We start from the raw sequence: 19,505 nt of genomic DNA on the forward strand, positions 1-19,505 counted from the left end.
GAGAGTGGGGGCGCGGGCATGGGGGTCGCGATGCCCAGGGTTCGACCACTGTGGTGACTGGTCTGGCCACGGCAGGCGAGCGTCCGGGTGTCCCCGGTCACGGACAGGCTCGACCAGCAGACGGCGGCCGGGGAACGTCAGGCGTGCACTTAGCGTGGCCCATGAAGACCTCCGAGACGGGTGAAGACGGCTATCTCCACCGCACTCGGAGGTCCTCTCATCGACCAACCACCACGGCGGGCGTGTCACCAACCTCGTGGCTGAGTACATCTAGCGGGGAGTGCGGCTGTGCAGGAGGTCTTCGGTGTAGGTGGCGAGGCGGGCGGCGTCGTCGGGGTTCAGGGTCTTCAAGGACAGGTCGACGGGCTTGCCGCGGTCGGTCGCGGATAGCGGCTCCGCAGGCGGGCGGTCGATCCATCCGGTGATCGGCCGGACCGAGTCGGCGACGGGGCGGGCGAAGAACCTCGCCAGCAGTTTGATCGAGTTTCGGATGAGCGGGTTCGGGTGGGCGTCGGCTCCGCTGCGGGTGAATCCCGGATGGTAGAGGACGTAGCGGACCTTGCTCTCCACCTGACCGGCGAACGCTACGCCGAGCAGGTCGTTCGCCCGGCCTGCCTGGAGCTGGGCGCGCACCTGGCTGTAGCGGCGCGTCAACTGCGGGTCGTCCCAGAAGATCCGTCCTGCGGTGTTGCCGACACCGGCAACGTTGATGACCACGGGATTGGGCGCGGCGTCGAGAAGTGGAAGTAGCCGGTGGCCCAGCAGATAGCGGCTCAGGTAGTACAGGGCGAAGGTGAACTCCAGCCCGTCCGGGGTCGCCTCGCGTTTGGGACTGATCCGGTTGGCGAACAGCGCCAGCGCGTCAACGGCCTGGTGATGTTCGTGGACGTGAGCGACGACCCGTTCGACCTCGGCGATCGAGGACAGGTCCGCGCGCAGGAACCGGAGGTTGGGGTCGGCGGCCTGGTCCACCAGTGCGCGTCCCCTCGCCTCGTTGCTGCCGATCACGGTGACGTGGTTGCCCCTGGCCAGTTGTGCGAGGGCGACCGCCCGGCCCATCCCGGTGGTACCGCCGCTGATGATGACGGTCTTGGACGGTTGGTCGGGCATGGTGTCACTCCTTAGGGTCGAAGGGCAGCAGGTCCGATCATGGGCCGCCCCGGTCGGAGGACGAAAGAAGGCAGTTTCATGTCCGGTACGAACACCGGTGTTCCTTCCGTGCTGGCGCACGGACTACCCCGCCCGGTGCCCGCCGACGAGTTGGCCGCGTGTCCGGTCGGTGACGTGTTCCGGCGAGTGGGCGACAAGTGGAGCATGCTCCTGGTGATCCTGCTCGGGACGCGTCCGCACCGGTACAACGAACTGCATCGCGCCATCGAGGGCATCAGCCAGCGCATGCTGACCCGTACCCTGCGAAGCCTGGAGGCCGACGGGCTGGTACGGCGCGAGGTTCACCCGACGGTGCCGCCCAGTGTCGAATACAGCCTGACCCCGCTCGGCCGCACGCTGCTGGAACCGCTGTCGACGCTGGCCGACTGGGCCGTCCGCCACGAGGACGAGATCAACCAGGCCCGTTCCCGGCACTCGGCGACCTGACGTGCCGAGGACGAGACCGCTCCCCCTGGACGAGACGATCCGCGTGGCCGCCTACGTGATCAGGGAGCGGGCTGTTCCGGAACTCCTTGTCTTCGACCACGTCGGCATGCCTCAAGCCGGCACCCAGGTCCCCGCCGGAGGCGTCCATCCCGATGAGGATCTGGAGCGAGCCGTCTTGCGCGAGGTCTTCGAAGAGACTGGGCTGCGCACCGTCTCCGTGGTCGGGCAGATCGTCGTGGAGAGCAAGCCGCATCCCGACACCCGCCGGCCGCGCAGGACCACCTACTTCCATCTCCGGACGTCCGCGACCACGGCAGATGCGTGGAACCACGAGGTGTACGGCGATGGGGACGACGCGGGCCTGATCTTCGCCTGCCATTTCCTGCCGCTGCCCCTGAGAGAACCCCTGGCTGACGATCAGGATGCCTGGCTGGGCGGCATCAACCCCCGATGGGACACCGTGACTGACGACCGGCAGTAACAGCCGTACGCTCGCCCTCAGACGAGGAACAAAGAGGGGCCGTCTCCGGCGGGGCAGATGCCGCTGTTAGCAAGCCTGTCAGCAAAGAGGCCCCTTCCATGATCGGAAGGGGCTTCTGACGTGGGAGCCGCCTATCGGAATCGAACCGATGACCTATTCATTACGAGTGAATCGCTCTGCCGACTGAGCTAAGGCGGCGCGCCGTGCGGGCACGGCGGGATGAAGTCTACCGGGTCCGGCGGGGTGGGTGCGCACTGGTTATTCAGGTGCAGGTGGTGCCGTTCTCGGGCGGCTCGGCGGAGATCAGGTAGTCGTCGGTGGCCTTGGTGATGCAGGGGTTTCCTTGCAGGTAGGCGGTGTGGCCGTCGCCGTCGAAGGTGAGGAGGACGCCGCTGGAGAGCTGGTCGGCGAGGTTCTCCGACCACTTGTAGGGCGTGGCGGGGTCGCGGGTGGTTCCGATGACGAGGATCGGGGCGGCGCCCTTGGCGGCGATGGGTTGGGGCTGCTTTTCGGTCTGGGCGGGCCAGTAGACGCATGGGAGGCCGCCCCAGACGACGAAGGGGCCGAAGCGGGGGGCGGACTTCTCGGCCTCAGCGGCGGCCTTGCCGTAGGTGGCGAGGTCCGGGGGCGCCGGTTTGTCGACGCAGTTGATGGCCATGTTGGCGTCGGTCTGGTTGCTGTAGGTGCCGTCCGGTTGGCGTTCGACCATCTCGTCCGCGAGGGTGAGGAGGGTCGTGCCGTCGGAGTCCTGGATGGCCTGGGTGAGGGCTTGGCGCAGGACGGGCCAGTACTCCTTGACGTAGAGGGACCTGGCTATGCCCATCACGGCGAGGGACTCGGTGACCTTGCGGTCGTCCTTGGTGCTGTTGAGCGGTTCCTTGTCCGTCTTGGCGAGGAAGGACGAGATCGTCTTGATGACCGCGTCGGGGGAGTCGCCGAAGGGGCAGCCTGTCTTGACGCAGTCGTCGGCGAACGCGCGCAGGGCCGTCTCGAAGCCCTTGGCCTGCTCGATCAGGAGGTCGGTCGCGGACAAGGTGGGGTCGACGGCGCCGTCCAGGGCCATGGCACGAACGTTCTTGGGGAACTGTTCGGCGTAGAAGGCGCCCAGGTAGGTGCCGTAGGAGGCGCCGTAGTAGTTGAGCTTGTCGTCGCCCAGGGCGGCGCGGAGGACGTCCATGTCACGGGCGGCGCTGACTGTGCCCACGTGGGGAAGCTTGGCCGAGGCCTTGGAGTCGCAGTTCTGGGCGAACTCCTTGCCCTCGGTGCCGAGGTCCTGGGTCTCTTGCTCGTTGTCCGGTGAGGCGTCGGTGGCGAAGAAGTCGTCGAGCTGGGCGCCGGTGTTGCACTTGACCGGGTCGCTGGCGGCCACGCCGCGGGGGTCGAAGCCGACGATGTCGAAGCGGCGGCGCAGGTCGTGGCCGAAGGAGCGGGCAGCCTGACGGATGAAGTTCACCCCGGAACCGCCGGGGCCGCCCGGATTGGTGAGCAGTGAGCCGATCCGTTCGGAGTTGTCCTCGGCGGGGAGCCTGATGACGGAGATGCCGACCTTCTCGCCGGACGGCTTGGAGTAGTCCAGGGGCACCTGGACGGTCGCGCACTCGAACCCGTTCTCGCAGTCCTTCCAGGACGGTTTCTGGCCGTAGAACGATTCGAGCCCGGACGGGACGGTCGCCGATGCCGTCGCCTCCTTGTCGGGGTCGCCGCTGCACCCGATGGCCGTCGTGAGCGCCAGCACGCCGGCCACGCTGATGAACCTTGCTGCCCGCACCTGGACCCCGTCTCGTCGTAGCGGCACGTACGCCGCCGCCTACGCTACGTCGGCGCGATGGCCGGGGGCTACTTCCTTCCGTATTCGTGTTCGATGCCGTCGGGGCTGCGAACCCTGCTCGAAGTTCTCGCGGCGTACAGCGGTAGCGAAGTCGTCCTGGCGCGCCGAAATAGGTGGGTGGGAGGCGTGGTTGCCCGAGCATGAGTACTTCGCGGAAGACCGGCGTCCGGATCGAGGAGAGCGGCAAGCGCGTCAGGGCTTATCTCGGCGGTCATCTGGTGGCCGACACCACGGCGGCATCGCTCGTCTGGGAGATCCCCTACTACCCGACTTACTACTTCCCGGCGGCGGACGTGCGGGCGGAGCTGATCGAGGACGGGCCCGGCAAGCGTTCGCCGAGCCGGGGCGACTCGACCGCCTACACGGTGAAGGTGGACGGCGCGCAGGCCACCGGTGCCGCGCTCCGGTATGCCGAGTCGCCCGTCGAGGAACTGCGCGGCCTGGTGCGTCTGGACTGGGACGCGATGGACGCCTGGTTCGAGGAGGACGAGGAGGTCTTCGTCCATCCGCGCAGCCCGTACACGCGCGTCGATGTCCTGGCGTCGTCGCGGCATGTGCGGGTCGAGGTGGACGGGTTGACGGTCGCGGAGTCGTCCAGTGCCCGGCTGCTGTTCGAGACGGGCCTGCCGGTGCGCTACTACCTGCCGAAGACGCATGTCCGGATGGATCTGCTCGAACACACCGGCACGGCGACGCATTGCCCGTACAAGGGCACCGCGGAGTACTGGTCGGTGCGTGCCGGTGGCCGCGTTCACGAGGATCTCGCCTGGTCGTATCGGGCTCCGCTGGACGAGAGCCGCAAGATCGCGAGTCTGGTCTGCTTCTACAGCGAAAAGGTCGACATCTACGTCGACGGCGTCCTCCAGGAGCGGCCTAAGACGCATTTCTGAGGACGCGGGGGTCTCGTCGGTTCAGCCCAGGTCGACGACTTCGGTGTCCGGGGCGAAGTGCGCCACCGCGGAGGCCAGGCGGTCGCGGTTCAGGCGCCAGCCGTTGACCGCCCGGCTGGATAGGACGATCTCAACGGGGACATGGGGGGCCACGGCGCGCAGAACTAGACGGCTGCCGCGTCCACCCTGTTGGTGTTCGGGACTGTCCTTGTACCGCTTGACCCCTACGTGGGGCAGGTTGCTGGCGGAGTGCTGCTTCCAGAGGACGACGGCTTCCACTTCCGACCACGGGACGAACAGCAACGAGGTCCGATACCTCAGCGGGTTACCCGCCACGGTGATGCCCTGGGCGTCCACGCGAAAGGCGACCCGGCGCACGAACATGAAGGCGAGGAACACAAAGCTCCCCACCCCGAAGAGCGCAACGCCGGGCACACGGATGATCAGCGGTACTTCCGGCAGCAGGCATCCGATCGTGAGGACGATGCTCCCGACCAGCATGGCCACGTTCTTCAGCGTCGGCCCGTAGCGAACCTCGTACACTTCGCCGGATTCCATCCCCGGTCACCTCCCGCTTGTCCCCCGGTCGCCTCCGTGTTCAGGTTGCGGGGTCGTCGGGTGGGTCCGGGTTGTACGCCGCGTCGTGTTGCTGGCGGGGGGAGCAGGTCGAGGCGGAGGGGCAGGAGCAGCGGCCGCCGCTGTTGAGGCGGACGGTGACCTTGTCCGAGGGGACGTTGCGTCCGACGACCTGGCCCGGACCGTTGGGGGTGTCCACGCGCGAGCCGAGGGCGGGCATCGTTTCGTGCGCCTTGACGTAGAGCGGGTGCTCGTACTTGAGGCAGCACATCAGGCGGCCGCAGGCGCCGGCGATGCGGAGGGGGTTGACGGGGAGGTCCTGCTCCTTCGCCATGCGGACGGAGACGGGCTCGAAGTCCTTGAGGAACGTGGCGCAGCACAGGTCGCGGCCGCAGGGGCCGATGCCGCCCTGGAGGCGGGCCTCGTCGCGCGGGCCGACCTGGCGGAGCTCGACGCGGGCCTTGATGCCGCGGGCCAGGTCGCGGACGAGGGCACGGAAGTCGACGCGGTGCGGCGCGGTGAAGTAGATCTTGAAGATGTTGTCGGTGTCGAGGTAGTCGACGCCGATGACCTTCATCGGGAGTTCGTGCTTGCGGATGAGGCGCTTGGCCGTCGAGCGGCCCTCGGCGCGGCGGCGGCGGTTGGCCTCGTCGCGGGCGAGGTGCTCGTCGGTCGCGGGGCCGGCGCATTCGGGGAGGCCGCCGATGTCGTCGGAGACCCACTGCGGCGCCCACACGCACTCGGCGACCTCGGGGCCCGAGTCGGTGGGGACCAGGACCTTGTCGCCGACCTGCGGTGTGTGCGGGCCGGGGTCCAGGTAGTAGAGCCGGCCGTACCGGGTGAAGCTGACTGCCATCACCATGCCCACGGTTTCGCTCCGTTCGCCCGGTTTCGTGCGACCCACTTTAGGTGTTCCGGGCGGGGGCGCTCACCAGGAGGCGTCGGCAAGGTCCTCTCCGGGGACGGCCTTTGCGCCTTCTGTGTAGAGGTCACCTGCGGTGGCGAGAAAATCGTTGCCCGTGGGGTCGGCGTCAAGATCGGTGAGTTCGCCCTTCACCGGCTGCTGCCACAGGACCTGGCCGGGCTTGCCTTCCAGTGTGTACGACTGGAGGGTGAGCTGGGAGTTCTTCACGATCCCGGCGACGATGGTGTCGCCCTTCAGGATCGCTCTGTTGCTGCCCTTGGGGAGGGTCAGGACGGCCTTGCTCAGCTTCAGGTCCCCGGTGGCGCCGCCGGTATCGAGCGTGCGGACCTCGTGCTTGGTCTCCTTGAGTTCGCCGCCGACGGAGCGGACTGGGCCCCAGACGAACGAGAGCGTGGCCCCGGACCACGAGAGGCTGCCTATGCGGCCGGACGACTTGGTCGTCCACACCTTGTGGGTACCTGTCGAGGCGGAGACGACGTCCACGCGGCCACGGGCGCCTTGGTAGGTGACGTAGGCGATGCGTTCACCGTCGGGGCTCACCGCGAGTTCCGACCATTTGGTGGACTTGCCCGGGACCGTGGCTTTCGGAATGTCCTGCATGTCCTTGGGACGCCCCTCCCCGCCCAGGTGGAGGCGGTGGAACGTGACCTCCCCGCCCGCGTAGGACGCGACGATGTAGGAGCCGTCCTTCACCGCGGCGACGCGCTGGAATCGGCGTCCCTCCGGAGCGGCGACGGGAAGTCCGACGCCGGCGCCGGTCTCGACGTCGCGGACGACGAGAGCGCCACCGGACGCGGTGACGCCGACGACGAAGCGGGCCTTGGCCTCCTCGGAGCCGACGGCGGCCTTGGCCTCCTCCTTCTTGGCGTCGCGCTGGCGGCTCTGCACCACGTCGACGGTCCCGCCGATGAACAGCGCCGCGGCGGCGGCGACGCCGATGGGGACGAGGCCCCTCCAGGAGCCGAGACTCTTCCCGGGGGGTGGGTCCTCGCGCCTGTCGTCCATGGGGTCGCCCCGCACCTGCCCTTCCGTTGCCCGTAACCCGTCGTTTCTATCTCATCTACATCGCCACAAACAGCCGGGCGTTCAGCCGAGCGCCGCCCGCGCGGCCTCGACCAACGATGCACGATACGACGCCCCGAAGAGCGCCACATGCACGAGGAGAGGATGCACCTGGTGCAACGGGACCCGTGCGCGCCACCCGTCCGCCAGCGGCGCGGCGTCGTCGTAGGCGGCGAGGATCCGTTCCAGATGCGGTGTCCCGAACAGCGCCATCATCGCCAGGTCGGTCTCGCGGTGGCCGCCGTGCGCCGCCGGGTCGATCAGCATCGCCCGGTCGCCGGTCCACTGGACGTTGCCCGACCACAGGTCGCCGTGGACGCGGCTCGGCGGCTCCGGCGGCCCGGCGAGCTCCTCGACGTCCGCGATCACCCGCTCGATCAGGCGCACGTCGCCGGACGAGAGGTGCCGCGCGCCCAAGCGCAGGAACGGTTCGAGGCGGCGCTCGGCGTACCAGCGGGGCCAGTCGCGGTCGTCCCGGGTGTTGTCGAGCGGGAGGTCGGCGATGAAGCCGTCCCAGGGCGCCCCGTAGGTCCGCGGACGGGCGCCGGTGTGCAGGGCGGCCAGTTCGCGTCCGAGGCGCTCGGCGGTGGACGGGGACGGCGACGCGGACGGCAGCCACGGCAGGACGAGCACGTGGTCGTCCGCGGCGACCACCTCGGGGACGGGCGTCCCGGGTCCCGCCTCGCCCAGCCAGCGCAGCCCCGCCGCCTCCGCCGCGAACACCCCCGCACCAGAGGCGTTCCCCAGGCGGTCTGAGGGGTCGTCCTCCCGGAACGAGCCGGACGCCGCCTTCACGAACACCTCGCGGCCGTCGGCCAGGGACGCCCGGTGCAACGTCCAGGAGTGGCTGGAACCAAGGTCGCTCAGGCGGTCGACTTCCGTTCCGAGGAGCCGTTCAAGCCCGTCCCGCACCAGGCTCAACCGTCCTTGAGCGCGGCACGGATCTCCTCCAGGAGGCCCGGCATCGCCGCCTCCACCTGCTGTAGGACGAGGTCGAACCCGTCACGGCCGCCGTAGTAGGGGTCGGGGACGTCCAGGTCAGGGCCCGCGTCCGGGTCGAACTCGCGCAGCAGCCGGATCTTGCCGCGCGCGTCCTCGTCCGGTGCCATCGACCGCAGCGCCCGCAGATGGCCCTCGTCCAGCGCCAGGATCAGGTCGTAGCGGCCGAACCAGCTCTCCTCGAACTGCCGGGCGATGTGCGCGGACCGGTATCCCGCCCCGTTCAGCGTGGCGACCGTCCGTTCGTCGGCCTCGCCGCCCACATGCCAGTTGCCTGTCCCGGAGCTGTCCACCTCGACGTCCATCCCCTCCTCCTCGACGTGGTGGCGCAGGACCCATTCGGCCATCGGGGAACGGCAGATGTTGCCAGTGCAGACGAATGTGACTCGGTACGACATGCCTTCATCATGCCCGAGACGGCGCGGGCCCACCTCGACGCGCCGCCGGGCAAAGAACGCGGCCCCCGGCTGGAAACCGGGGGCCGCGTCCTGGGGTGGGTACCGGACGGACAGGGTCAGCGCGTGACGGCGTTCAGCGCGTCCACGATGCCGTTGCCGAAGAACCCGTTCTGCCTCTTGGAGCCTTCACAGGTCTGCGTCGAGGTGTTCTTCTCCCACTCACCGTCCGACTGGCTGTACCAGACGTACTCGACGGTCCGGGGACTCGGGCACGCCTTGGCGGTGGCGGTGCCGCGCAGGGCGCGCTCGACGAAGCGCGGGCTGAGCGTGAGGCCGCCGTGGCGGCGGTCCCGGTGCCCGTACTTGCTGACGATGAGCGCGGCGACGCCGACGGCGTGCGGCGACGCCATCGAGGTGCCCTGGATCGACTGGTAGTACGCGCAGTCGTCGCCCTTGCAGCTCTGGATGACGTACGGCACCTTGGGCGTCCCGTCGGCGTTCAGCTCGCCGCGGGCCTTGGCGAGCCGCTCCGGGTAGGCGGCCCAGATGCCGGCGCTGTCGTCGGGACGCTGGTCGGGGGTGTCGACCTTGTCGCCGCCGGGCGCCGCCACCGCGACGTAGCCGTTGCCGAAGCTGCTGTAGAACGACTTGCGGCCGCTCGGGCCGGTCGACGACACCGGGATGACGTGGTCGCCCTCGGACGGCATCGACACGCAGCTCGGCGGGATCGTCCGCTCGTACGGCTCCTCGCCCGGCCTGGACGGGAAACCCGGGCTGCCGGAGTCGGTGTTCGTCTTGGTGTAGTCGACGAGGTCGTTGCCTGCGGCGGAGACGAGCGTGACGCCCCGCTCGTGCGCGAAGTCCAGCGCCCGCTGCGTCGCCTTGATGATGGTGCGCTGCTCCAGCTGGTCCTCGGGGCTGTCGGCGGGGTTGTTGCCGCAGTTCCACAACCATGGGTCAACGTAATAACTCATGTTGACGACGTCGATGCCTCTCTTGGCCGCGTACGTGAGGCCGTCGACGGTCGGCTGCAGGAAGAAGTAGCCGGAGTCCTGGCCGACGCGCAGGTTCACGAGCGACACGTCCGGCGCGACGCCCGCGATGCCCAGCCCGTTGCGAGGTGAGGCGATGGTGGACGCGACGTGCGTGCCGTGGTCGTTGTCGTCCCAGTCGTTGGGGTCGACGCACGATTCGAACTCGCATGGCCCGTCGAGCTCGTCGCCGTTGCCGTCGGTCGGGATGTCGCGGGTGAAGTTGCGGCTCAGCTTGCGGTTGAAGTTCGGCTTGACGTCGGGGTGGTCGCCGTCCACGCCAGTGTCGAGGATGCCGACCAGCACGCGCTTGTCGCCCGGCTCCTTCTTGTAGGAGCCGTCCTCGGTCGCGTGGATCTGCTTCATGTCCCACTGGAGGCCGGCCAGCGGCTCGGTGTCCTTGGACGGCTTCCCCGCGAGCGAGACCGTGGATCTGGTCCCGACGATCTCCTCGACCTTCGCGGCCTTCTTCTTCGACGTCTTCGGCGCCTCGCCGATGACCCGGTTGTGCGCGGCCCCCTCCAGGGCCCTTTCACGCATCACCGCGCGGATGAACTGCGGATTCTCCGAACGGACGGTCGCGACGCCCACATCGCGGTTCTCGTGGACGACCTTGCCACCGGCCTCTCTCACCGCGTGGTGAGCCCGGCGGACGGACACGCCCTCCTTGTAAAGGACGACGTACTCCGACGCCTCACCCTTCGCGGGCGATGGAGCCGGAGCCGCAGACGCCGGGACCGCGAGGGCCGTCACTGTGGTGACCGCGCACGCCGCGGATATCAACGCTCGCCGCAAAACAGAACCTCCTGGCTGTTTGGGGGGATAGCCCGGTTCGTTCGTTGATCAGCCAAGCGACGTTACGCGCGTTGTTGTTGAGAGTCGCGTACGGGGATGTAACGAATGGGACCAGTTCCTGTAAGGGCTTGTAAGGCCGCTTATCATCCGGCGCGTAGAGCGATCATCCGGTTCCGCAGGGCGGCGATCATCCGGTTCGCAGGGCGAGGGTGAGCGCCTCCACCGCCAGCAGCGGATTGACGTTCGCCTCCAGCCGCTCCCGGCACGCCATGATGGCGTCCAGCCGGTTGAGGGTGTCCTCTGGGCGGCCGTTCTGCGCGGCCGTCCGCAGTTCCGGGCCCAGTTCGGTGTTCACGAGGTCGCTGCCCGCCCCGAGCTGGAGGGTGAGCACGTCCCGGTAGTAGGACGCCAGGTCGAGCAGCGTCCGGTCCAGGGCGTCACGCTTGACCCGCGTCGCCCGCGACTTCTGCCGATCCTCAAGGTCCTTGAGCGCGCCGGCCGTCCCCCTCGGCATCCGGCCCTTGGCGCTCTCGCCGAGCGCCTGCCGCAGCGCGGACGTCTCCGTCTCGTTCAGCTCCTCCGCCTGCGCCTTCGCCTCCGCCTCGGCCGCCTTGACCAGCGCCTCCGCCGCCATCACGGCCGGGCCGACCGACGTCAGCCGGCGCGGCACCTCCAGCACCTCGGCCCGGCGCCGCCGCGCCTCGGGGTCGGTCGCCAGCCGCCGGGCCCGGCTGATGTGGCCCTGCGCGGCCCGCGCCACCACGTCGGCGGTGTCCCGGTCCACGCCGTCCCGCAGGACGAGGACGTCCGCGACCGCGTCGATCGGCGGCGTCCGCAGCGTCACCAGCCGGCACCGCGACCTGATCGTCACCAGCAGGTCGTCCGGGGACGGCGTGCACAGCAGCCACACCGTCCGCGGCGGCGGCTCCTCGATCGCCTTCAGCAGCGCGTTCGCGGCCGCCTCCGTGGCCCGGTCGGCGTCCTCGAACAGCACGACCTGCCAGCGGCCCATGCTCGGCGACGACGCCGCCCGCAGCACCAGCGCGCGGGTCTCCTTCACCCCGTACGACAGGCCCGCAGGACGGACGACCTCCACGTCCGCGTGCGTCCCCTGGAGAACCTGGTGGCACGAGGCGCAGTGCCCGCAGCCCCGCGGCGTCTCCGCGCACTGCAACGCCGCGGCGAAGGCCCGCGCCCCGGCGACGCGGCCGGAACCGGGAGGCCCGGTGAACAGCCACGCGTGCGCCAGGCCGCCCGTCCCCTCCGCGGCCGCCGACAGCTGCGCGACGACGGGCTCCTGCCCCACCAGGTCATTCCACACGCTCATGACAGAAAGGCTAAGCCCCGGCGCCCGCTAGAAGTCCCTGATGGCCGGGAAGGTGCTGGTGGCGTCTTCCGTCCCGGCGGGGACGGGGTCGGGGAGGATCTCACGGATGCGGTACTGGATCTCGCGGCTCAGCTCGCTCTGCGGGCGGCTCGCGTCCACGAGCAGGTAGCGGTCCGGGTCGGCGTCTGCGAGGGCGCGGAAGCCGGCGCGGACACGTTCGTGGAAGTCCTGCGACTCCGACTCGATCCGGTCGGCCGGGGCGGACAGCCGGCCGAGGCCCGTCTGCGGCGGCACCTCCATCAGGACGGTCAGGTCCGGGACGAGGCCGCCGGTGGCCCAGGCGTTGACGCGGGCGATGTCCTCGACGGCCTGCCGCCGCCCGAAGCCCTGGTAGGCGAGCGACGAGTCGACGTACCGGTCGCTGACCACGATCGCCCCCCGCTCCATCGCGGGCTTGATCACGTTGGCGACGTGGTCAGCGCGGTCGGCGGCGTACAGCAGGCTCTCGGCGCGGTCGGACAGGCCGGTGGTGTCGCGGTCGAGCAGCATCGCCCGCAGCCGCATCCCGATCTTGGTGGCGCCGGGCTCGTGCGTGGTGACGACGTCGTAGCCGTGGTCGCGGAGCCAGATCGCCGCGAGGCGCGCCTGGGTGGTCTTCCCGGCGCCCTCCCCGCCCTCGAACGCGATGAACACGCCGCGCTCGCGGCGGACGGGCTGCTGCTGCTGCGACGCCGCCGCGGCGGCCTGCTCCGGCGGCGTGTAGGTCTCGCCGTGCAGCGCCGCGCGCAGGTCGGGGACGAGCGGGATGCCGCGCCGGTCGTCCAGCCGCTTGTACGCGACGAGGCTCGTCAGCAGCGCGAGGACGGCCGCGATGAGCAGCGCGGCGCCCGACCCGTCGGCGTCGTAGACGGCGCCGCCGAGTTCGATGCGGTGCGAGCCGACCGCCCCGGCGATCAGGGGGACGGCGGCGAACGCGACCACGGCGGTGACGGCGGCGACCGAGCGCAGGTACGCGGACGGGCGGGTGTCCTCCGGCGTGTCCGGGTCGGTGAGCGCGGCGGTGCCGGTCGACCAGGCCGCCCCGGCGAACACGCCGAGGAACCCGGTCACGAACACGACGACCACGAGGTTCTGGACGAGGGCGATCACGACCAGCGCGAGCGCGGCGGCGATCACCGCGAGGCCCAGGAGCCGGCGGCGGCTGAACGGGACGAGGGCGCGGGGCCCGAGGAACAACCCGAAGCCGAGGCCCAGCGTGAGACCGATGAGGACGCTGCCGTAGCCCGCGTCCCCGCCGCCGAGTTCGCCGGTGTGGACCCTGGCGACGGCGACGACGGCGCCCGCCGTGAGGGACGCTGCGGCGACTGCCAGGCCGATACCGCGCGCGGCGGCCGTCCCGGGGCCCTGGAAGAGCGACTTCAGCGGCGCGGGCACCGGGTTCGGCCGCTCCGCCGGGATCTCGCGGATCATGGCGACGGCGGCGGCCGAGGCGAGGAACACGGCGGCGGTCACGTACAGGGCGAGGTCGGCGCGGGAGCCGCGGCCGAGCGTCGCGTCCCCGACGAGGGCGAGGACGGCGAACAGCACCGCCGCGACCGGGGCCGGGCCGAACAGGACGCGGTTCGCCGTGCGGCGGGCACGGGCGCGCCGCTCCTCGTCCGGGAACATCGCGGGCAGCGACGCACGCGCGGTCGGCGTCCACAGCAGGCCCAGGCAGGCGACGAGGAACGCCGCCGCCAGCGTCCACGGCAGGACGTCCACGAGCGGCACCGTCACGACGATCACCAGCCGCAGCGCGTCGGCGATGATCAGCATGAGCCGCCGGTCGACGCGGGCGGCGAGCATGCCGCCGAGCGGTGCGAGCAGCACCGCCGGAAGCAGCATCACGGCCAGCACGCCGCCGACCGCCTGAGCGCGGGTAGCGGCGTCGTCGTCGCGCGTCAGCATCGCGGCCATCGCGGTCAGCGCCGGGACGGCGAGCCACAGCCCGAGGCCGGACAGCGACAGCGCCAGCCGCAGCCGCCGGAACGAACCGACCCGCGGATACGACATTTGTGGCGAAACGCCCGGCGGCGGTGACGCTGCGGGGTGCGGCCGGGATGCGCCCGTTCTGGTCATGTCGGTCAGGGTATCGGCGTGGATGTCCCTAGGAGCCGGACTTTGCGGAGGTTCGGCGACGCGTTGCCGGCTTCTTCGCCGGCTTCTTCTTCCCGCCGCCCTCGGCCACCTTTTCACGACGCTCCGCGAGCAGCTCCGCGGCGCGCTGGATCGTGATCGACTCGACCTCGTCGCCCTTGCGCAGGCTCGCGTTCGTCTCACCGTCGGTGACGTACGGGCCGAACCGCCCCTCCTTCACCACGACCGGCTTCTCGCTGGACGGATCGTTCCCCAGCTCCCGCAGCGGCGCGGCCGCCGCGGCCCGGCGCCCACGCTGCTTCGGCTGCGCGAACAGCTCCTTCGCCTGCTCCAGCGTGACGGTGAACAGGTCCTCCTCCGAACCGAGCGAACGGCTGTCGGTGCCCCTCTTGATGTACGGGCCGAACCGCCCGTTCTGCGCCGTCACGGGCTCGCCGTCCAGCTCGCCGAGCGTGCGCGGCAGCGACAGCAGCTTCAGCGCGTCGTCCAACGTGATCGTGTCGAGCGACATCGACTTGAAGAGAGAACCCGTTCGCGGCTTGGGCGTGTCGGCCTTCTTCGTCCGCTTCTTCTTCTCACCCTCCGCGGGCGGCGCCGCCTCCGGGAGGATCTCGGTGACGTAGGGGCCGAAGCGTCCCGACTTGGCCACGATCGTGTGCCCGGACTCCGGGTCGATCCCCAGCTCCCGGTCGCCGGACGGCTGCGCCAGCAGCTCCTCCGCCTTCTCGGCAGTCAGCTCGTCCGGCGGGATGTCGTCGGGAATGTTGGCCCGCTCGCCGTCCCGGTCGAGGTAGGACCCGTACCGGCCGACCCGGACCATGATGTCCGAACCCTTGATCGGGAAGGAGCTGACGCCCTTGGCGTCGATGTCGCCGATGTCGCCGACCAGCTCCTTGAGGCCCTCCTCGCCGTTGGCGCCGAAGTAGAAGCGCGTCAGCCAGCGGACCCCCTCCGCCTCACCACGGGCGATCTCGTCGAGACCGTCCTCCATGTGGGCGGTGAAGTCGTAGTCGACCAGGTTCGCGAAATGCTGCTCCATCAGGTTGACCACGGCGAACGCCAGGAACGACGGGACGAGCGCCGTGCCCTTCTTGAACACGTACTCGCGGGCCAGGATCGTCCCGATGATCGAGGCGTACGTCGAAGGACGCCCGATCTCCCGCTCCTCCAGCTCCTTGACCAGGCTGGCCTCGGTGTAGCGGGCCGGCGGGCGGGTCGAATGGCCCTCCGCGTCCACGCTGTTCGCGGTCAGCGGGTCGCCCTCCGCCAGGTTCGGCAGCCGCCGCTCCTGGTCGTCGCGGTCGGTGGACGGGTCGTCCGCACTCTCCACGTACGCCTTCAGGAACCCGTAGAACGTGATCGTCTTACCGGTCGCGCTGAACTCGGCGCGCTCGTCCCGCGTCGACAGGCCCGTGACGCGGATCGACACCGACTGCCCCACCGCGTCCTTCATCTGGGACGCGATCGTCCGCTTCCAGATCAGCTCGTACAGCCGGAACTGGTCACCGCGCAGGCCCGTCTCCGCCGGGGTACGGAACGTGTCGCCCGCCGGGCGGATCGCCTCGTGCGCCTCCTGCGCGTTCTTCACCTTCGACGCGTAGACACGCGGCTTGTCCGGCACGTACTCGCCGCCGAACAGCGCCGCCGCCTGCCGCCGCGCCGCCGTGATCGCCGTCTCCGACAGCGTGATCGAGTCGGTTCGCATGTAGGTGATGAAGCCGTTCTCGTACAGCTTCTGCGCCACCGACATCGTGTACTTCGCGGAGTAGCTCAGCTTGCGGCTGGCCTCCTGCTGGAGCGTCGTCGTCCGGAACGGCGGGTACGGCTTGCGCGTGTACGGCTTCCGCTCGACGGACTTGACCTCGTACGGCCGGTCGCGCAGCCGCTCGGCCAGCCCCCGCGCCGCCGCCTCGTCCAGGTGCAGCGCGTCCCGCGTCTTCAAAGTGCCGTCGGACGAGAAGTCACGGCCCTGCGCCACGCGCTTGCCGTCCACGGACACGAGACCGGCCTTGAACGCCTTCGGCTCCTCGTCCTTGCCGGTGCCGAACTGTGCCGCGATGTCCCAGTAGTGGGCGGGGACGAACGCGATCCGCTCCCGCTCCCGCTCCACGACCAGCCGCGTCGCCACCGACTGCACCCGGCCCGCCGACAGCTTCGGCATGACCTTCTTCCACAGGACGGGGCTGACCTCGTACCCGTAGAGGCGGTCCAGGATGCGGCGCGTCTCCTGCGCGTCCACGAGCCGCAGGTTCAGCTCCCGCGGGTTCTCGGCGGCCTGCTGGATCGCGTCCTTGGTGATCTCGTTGAAGACCATCCGGTGCACGGGGACCTTCGGCTTCAGAACCTCCTGGAGGTGCCAGGCGATCGCCTCGCCCTCCCGGTCCTCGTCCGTCGCGAGGTAGAGCTCGTCGGCCTCGGCGAGCAGCTTCTTGAGCTTCGTGACCTGCTGCCGCTTGTCGGAGTTCACGACGTACAGGGGCTCGAACTCCTGCTCGACGTTCACGCCGAGCTTGGCCCACGGCTCGCCCTTGTACTTGGCCGGCACCTCCGAGGCGCTCCCCGGGAGGTCCCGGATATGGCCGATACTGGACTCCACGATGTAGCCACGACCCAGGTACCCGGCGATCGTCTTCGCCTTCGCGGGCGACTCGACGATCACCAGGCGGGTACCGGTGCCGTTGCCCCGGCCACTGTTCGCGGTGCCGTTCTTGGCTGGCACAGTCGCTCCAACCTCGCTGTCTTTTGGTCCTTCTTACACAAGCTTCTTCTTACGGCTTGGTACAACGTCACAGGACGGCGCGTTCATGCCCGCGGTCGTCTCCGCCGCCTCGACACCCTCGCTCCGCCCCGGACGGGATTCTCACCGCCGCGCGCCTCAGACAGGATGACATGCCGCCGGACGCCGCGCGGACGGGGACGCCCACGGTACGGTGCCACAGGCCGGGTAGACCAAGTAATAATGGTCGCGATGGCGCAGTACACCTACCTCGTCCTGTCACTGCCCCGCGGCACGACGCGCGATACCGCCCGGCAGATCCTGACCGAGCACGCGGAGCACGGCGGCTGGGAGATCGATCGGTTGCGCCTGTACCCCGACGGCCGCCGCCGTATTCAACTCCGCCGCAAGGTCATCCGCGCCGTCCGCACGCTCTGAGCCCGTTCGGCCCGGAGCGTAGCACCATGTACGTTAAAAATGACGCAACGTGAGTGCATTGCCTGGCGGCAAGGCTCCACCCGCCCCGAACCCGCGCAATCCGGGACGGGCGAAGCGTCTCGCCCCCCCACCTCGGTGGCCCGTAGCTCGTGGCCCCCGGCTCGCGGCCAGTGGCCCGCGGCTCGCGACCTGCGGCTCGCGGCTCGCGGCCGGTGGCTCGGTGGCCCGCGCGACTCGCGGCGGCCTCAACTCACCGGCGCCCGACCCTCCGCGCCAGCCTCAGCACCCCGGCCAACCCGGCCAGAACCGCCGCCGCACCGAACGTCCACGTCACCCCGGGTTCGTTCCTTTGAGCCGCGACAACCCGCCCCTCCCCCGCAGCGGCCCTCACCGACAGGGAGCCACCCGCACTCCCCATCTCCACGGCCGATGAGGAGGGCATCACCTGGCGCAGTGTGCTCGTCGAATGGACGCCGCCCAGGTTCGGGAGGGCACTTGTCTGCTGACCGAGCGTCCGCGGGTGAAGGGGTGTCCGGTAGGAGGCGCCGTGGCCCAGGTGACACTGGGTGGACGCCAGACCGGCGGCGCTGCTGCAGATCTCACCCGGGGCGGAGATCGGTGCGTTCACCTGATCGCCGCTCAGGAATCCGCCGCCGTTCGTGACGTCGGCGAGAGCGTGAGACGGGATGGCGGCGACGCCGAGGGCGACAAAACCCACGGCGAGCACCGCGGCACGGGATGTGCCTTTTGCCCGCGTTCGCATGATGCTCCGTTCGTTCGGGGGGAGACACACGGTTCTCGTGCGCCTTGGGGGGTGCCGTGCTGAGGGCACGGCGAGTGACCGGATCGGCGCGCCCGAGCCGCACGGGCGCGTGTCCGGAGCCTGTGATCAGGTGTTGGTCAGGCGCGAGGGACGGCTCGTCCGCGGCAGTGCGCACGACCGGAGCAACAGAACCGAAGACGCGCGGACCGCCCGCCCGTGGCGAAGCCGGAGGGGCGACGCTCGCACACCCGGCACCGCTTCCGGGACGGGCGAAGCGTCCGGCGCCACCCCTTTCAGCCGGACGGAGACCGCCCCGACCCTCGCCACGTCTCCCGCCACCGGGCAACCTCCGCCGCCACACCATCCTCAACAGACGGTGACGATAGCACCACGGAACGCATTGGCGTTGGCAAATTCAGGAGCGATCAAGGAACTTATCGAGGACCCTCACGCCGAAACGCAGGCCGTCCACCGGAACGCGCTCGTCGATCCCATGGAACATTCCAGAAAAGTCCAGCTCTGGGGGCAATTTCAGCGGCACGAAGCCGAAGCACCTCATGCCCAGCCGGGCGAACGACTTGGCGTCCGTCCCGCCGCTCAGGCAGTACGGAACCGGCAGCGCACCGGCGTCCTCCGAGGTCAGCGCCGCCTCCATCGCCGCGACGAGCGCGCCCTCGTAGTCGGTCTCGATCGCCTGGTCATGGTGGACGAAATCCCGCTCGACGTCCGGCCCGAGCAGTTCATCCACGACCGCGAAGAACTCCTCCTCATATCCGGGAAGGAACCGTCCGTCCACCTGTGCGGTGGCACTCTGCGGAATGACATTCGTCTTATACCCGGCGTCCAGCCGCGTCGGATTGAGCGTGTTCCGCAGCGTCGCCCCGATCATCCGCGCCAGTGGGCCGATCTCCGTAAGGCACTTTTCCGGCCTTTCCGGATCGAACTCCACCCCGTACGCCATGCACGCCCGCTCCAGGAAGGCACGCACCGACTTCGTCAACCGCACCGGAAACTCGTGCGACCCCAGCCTCGCGACCGCCGCCGCGACCGCCGTCACCGCGTTGTCCGGATGCACCATCGACCCGTGCCCCGCGGTCCCCTTGGCGGTCAGGTTCATCCACGCGATGCCCTTCTCCGCCGTCTCGATCAGGTACATCCGCCGATCTCCGGGCACGGTCAGGCTGAACCCCCCGACCTCCCCGACGGCCTCGGTGCACCCCTCGAACAACTCCGGATGCTCCCTCACCAGCCACTGCGCACCCCACTTGCCCCCGGCCTCCTCATCGGCCAGGAACGCGAGCACCACGTCCCGCGGCGGCCTGCGCCCCTCCCTGAGCCGCTGCCGCACCACGGCCAGGATCATCGCGTCCATATCCTTCATGTCCACGGCGCCGCGGCCCCAGACGCACCCGTCCGCGATCTCTCCCCCGAAGGGATCCCGCGTCCAGTCCTCCGCCTGCGCCGGCACCACGTCGAGATGCCCGTGCAGCAGCAGCGCGTCCCGCCCCGGGTCCTCCCCCTCGATCCTCGCCACGAGACTGGCC

The 19,505-nt window shown here is 69.9% G+C and carries 16 protein-coding genes and 1 tRNA gene; 4 read left to right on the forward strand and 13 right to left on the reverse strand.

From position 1 onward, the window contains the following. Positions 1-270: 270 nt before the first annotated feature. Entirely contained in the window at positions 271-1,110 is an 840-nt protein-coding gene (locus E1285_RS31980; RefSeq protein ID WP_132158304.1) for an SDR family NAD(P)-dependent oxidoreductase, read from the reverse strand. 78 nt (positions 1,111-1,188) lie between these two features. Here E1285_RS31980 and E1285_RS31985 point away from each other — a divergent pair, with 78 nt between their 5' ends. Further along, positions 1,189-1,596 (forward strand): helix-turn-helix domain-containing protein, encoded by a 408-nt coding sequence (locus tag E1285_RS31985; RefSeq protein ID WP_132158305.1) that lies wholly within the window; start codon positions 1,189-1,191, stop codon positions 1,594-1,596. Between the two features lies 1 nt (position 1,597). Continuing rightward, positions 1,598-2,077: an NUDIX domain-containing protein gene (locus E1285_RS31990; RefSeq protein ID WP_207946977.1), complete on the forward strand. Its 480-nt coding sequence runs from the start codon at positions 1,598-1,600 to the stop codon at positions 2,075-2,077. A 125-nt stretch (positions 2,078-2,202) separates the two neighbouring features. On the opposite strand, the gene E1285_RS31995 is transcribed toward E1285_RS31990, so the two are convergent. Further along, positions 2,203-2,275 (reverse strand) — tRNA-Thr (locus E1285_RS31995). A 64-nt stretch (positions 2,276-2,339) separates the two neighbouring features. Continuing rightward, positions 2,340-3,821 (reverse strand): alpha/beta hydrolase, encoded by a 1,482-nt coding sequence (locus E1285_RS32000; protein ID WP_132158306.1) that lies wholly within the window; start codon positions 3,819-3,821, stop codon positions 2,340-2,342. A 224-nt stretch (positions 3,822-4,045) separates the two neighbouring features. On the opposite strand from E1285_RS32000, the gene E1285_RS32005 reads away from it, so the two are divergent. Next, a complete protein-coding gene (locus tag E1285_RS32005) occupies positions 4,046-4,795 on the forward strand; it encodes a DUF427 domain-containing protein (RefSeq protein WP_132158307.1) in 750 nt (249 codons plus the stop codon). A 21-nt stretch (positions 4,796-4,816) separates the two neighbouring features. Here E1285_RS32005 and E1285_RS32010 read toward each other — a convergent pair whose 3' ends face one another. The 9 genes from E1285_RS32010 to topA form a co-directional block, all read right to left on the reverse strand. Further along, a complete protein-coding gene (locus tag E1285_RS32010) occupies positions 4,817-5,353 on the reverse strand; it encodes a hypothetical protein (protein ID WP_132158308.1) in 537 nt (178 codons plus the stop codon). A gap of 40 nt (positions 5,354-5,393) precedes the next feature. Then, complete coding sequence (gene ricT / locus E1285_RS32015; protein ID WP_132158317.1) at positions 5,394-6,233, reverse strand: regulatory iron-sulfur-containing complex subunit RicT; 840 nt, start codon at positions 6,231-6,233, stop codon at positions 5,394-5,396. Between the two features lie 66 nt (positions 6,234-6,299). After that, positions 6,300-7,301 carry a hypothetical protein gene (locus tag E1285_RS32020; RefSeq protein ID WP_132158309.1) on the reverse strand — a complete coding sequence of 334 codons (1,002 nt, stop codon included), beginning with the start codon at positions 7,299-7,301 and terminating at the stop codon, positions 6,300-6,302. Positions 7,302-7,382: 81 nt separating this feature from the next. After that, positions 7,383-8,270 (reverse strand): fructosamine kinase family protein, encoded by an 888-nt coding sequence (locus tag E1285_RS32025; RefSeq protein ID WP_243723189.1) that lies wholly within the window; start codon positions 8,268-8,270, stop codon positions 7,383-7,385. Positions 8,271-8,275: 5 nt separating this feature from the next. Beyond that, the gene (locus tag E1285_RS32030; RefSeq protein WP_132158310.1) at positions 8,276-8,755 is read right to left on the reverse strand and encodes a low molecular weight protein-tyrosine-phosphatase; all 480 of its coding nucleotides are present in this window, start codon (positions 8,753-8,755) and stop codon (positions 8,276-8,278) included. Positions 8,756-8,871: 116 nt separating this feature from the next. After that, positions 8,872-10,446 carry a S8 family serine peptidase gene (locus E1285_RS32035; protein ID WP_243723187.1) on the reverse strand — a complete coding sequence of 525 codons (1,575 nt, stop codon included), beginning with the start codon at positions 10,444-10,446 and terminating at the stop codon, positions 8,872-8,874. 322 nt (positions 10,447-10,768) lie between these two features. Next, the gene (locus E1285_RS32040; protein WP_132158312.1) at positions 10,769-11,908 is read right to left on the reverse strand and encodes a DNA polymerase III subunit delta'; all 1,140 of its coding nucleotides are present in this window, start codon (positions 11,906-11,908) and stop codon (positions 10,769-10,771) included. A gap of 27 nt (positions 11,909-11,935) precedes the next feature. Next, positions 11,936-14,026, reverse strand: coding sequence for a dTMP kinase (gene tmk, locus E1285_RS32045; RefSeq protein WP_243723188.1), 2,091 nt, complete (start codon positions 14,024-14,026; stop codon positions 11,936-11,938). A gap of 28 nt (positions 14,027-14,054) precedes the next feature. Next, positions 14,055-16,763, reverse strand: a complete 2,709-nt coding sequence (gene topA, locus E1285_RS32050; RefSeq protein WP_132158313.1) for a type I DNA topoisomerase — start codon at positions 16,761-16,763, stop codon at positions 14,055-14,057. Positions 16,764-17,012: 249 nt separating this feature from the next. On the opposite strand from topA, the gene E1285_RS32055 reads away from it, so the two are divergent. Beyond that, positions 17,013-17,198, forward strand: a complete 186-nt coding sequence (locus E1285_RS32055) for a DUF5703 family protein (protein WP_132158314.1) — start codon at positions 17,013-17,015, stop codon at positions 17,196-17,198. Between the two features lie 1,178 nt (positions 17,199-18,376). Here E1285_RS32055 and E1285_RS32060 read toward each other — a convergent pair. Further along, positions 18,377-19,505, reverse strand: a 1,129-nt coding sequence (locus E1285_RS32060) for a M20/M25/M40 family metallo-hydrolase (protein ID WP_132158315.1), incomplete at its 5' end; no start/stop codon positions are given.

Source organism: Actinomadura sp. 7K507 (assembly GCF_004348425.1).
In the GTDB taxonomy this organism is placed as follows: domain Bacteria; phylum Actinomycetota; class Actinomycetes; order Streptosporangiales; family Streptosporangiaceae; genus Spirillospora.

Excerpts from the sequence above, each read along its gene's own strand:
- E1285_RS32030 (WP_132158310.1), bottom strand. The coding sequence starts at position 8,755 with ATGTCGTACCGAGTCACATTCGTCTGCACTGGCAACATCTGCCGTTCC.
- E1285_RS32040 (WP_132158312.1), bottom strand. The coding sequence starts at position 11,908 with ATGAGCGTGTGGAATGACCTGGTGGGGCAGGAGCCCGTCGTCGCGCAG.
- E1285_RS32020 (WP_132158309.1), bottom strand. The coding sequence starts at position 7,301 with ATGGACGACAGGCGCGAGGACCCACCCCCCGGGAAGAGTCTCGGCTCC.
- E1285_RS32005 (WP_132158307.1), top strand. The coding sequence starts at position 4,046 with ATGAGTACTTCGCGGAAGACCGGCGTCCGGATCGAGGAGAGCGGCAAG.
- E1285_RS32055 (WP_132158314.1), top strand. The coding sequence starts at position 17,013 with ATGGCGCAGTACACCTACCTCGTCCTGTCACTGCCCCGCGGCACGACG.
- E1285_RS31980 (WP_132158304.1), bottom strand. The coding sequence starts at position 1,110 with ATGCCCGACCAACCGTCCAAGACCGTCATCATCAGCGGCGGTACCACC.
- E1285_RS31985 (WP_132158305.1), top strand. The coding sequence starts at position 1,189 with ATGTCCGGTACGAACACCGGTGTTCCTTCCGTGCTGGCGCACGGACTA.
- tmk (WP_243723188.1), bottom strand. The coding sequence starts at position 14,026 with ATGACCAGAACGGGCGCATCCCGGCCGCACCCCGCAGCGTCACCGCCG.
- E1285_RS32010 (WP_132158308.1), bottom strand. The coding sequence starts at position 5,353 with ATGGAATCCGGCGAAGTGTACGAGGTTCGCTACGGGCCGACGCTGAAG.
- ricT (WP_132158317.1), bottom strand. The coding sequence starts at position 6,233 with ATGGTGATGGCAGTCAGCTTCACCCGGTACGGCCGGCTCTACTACCTG.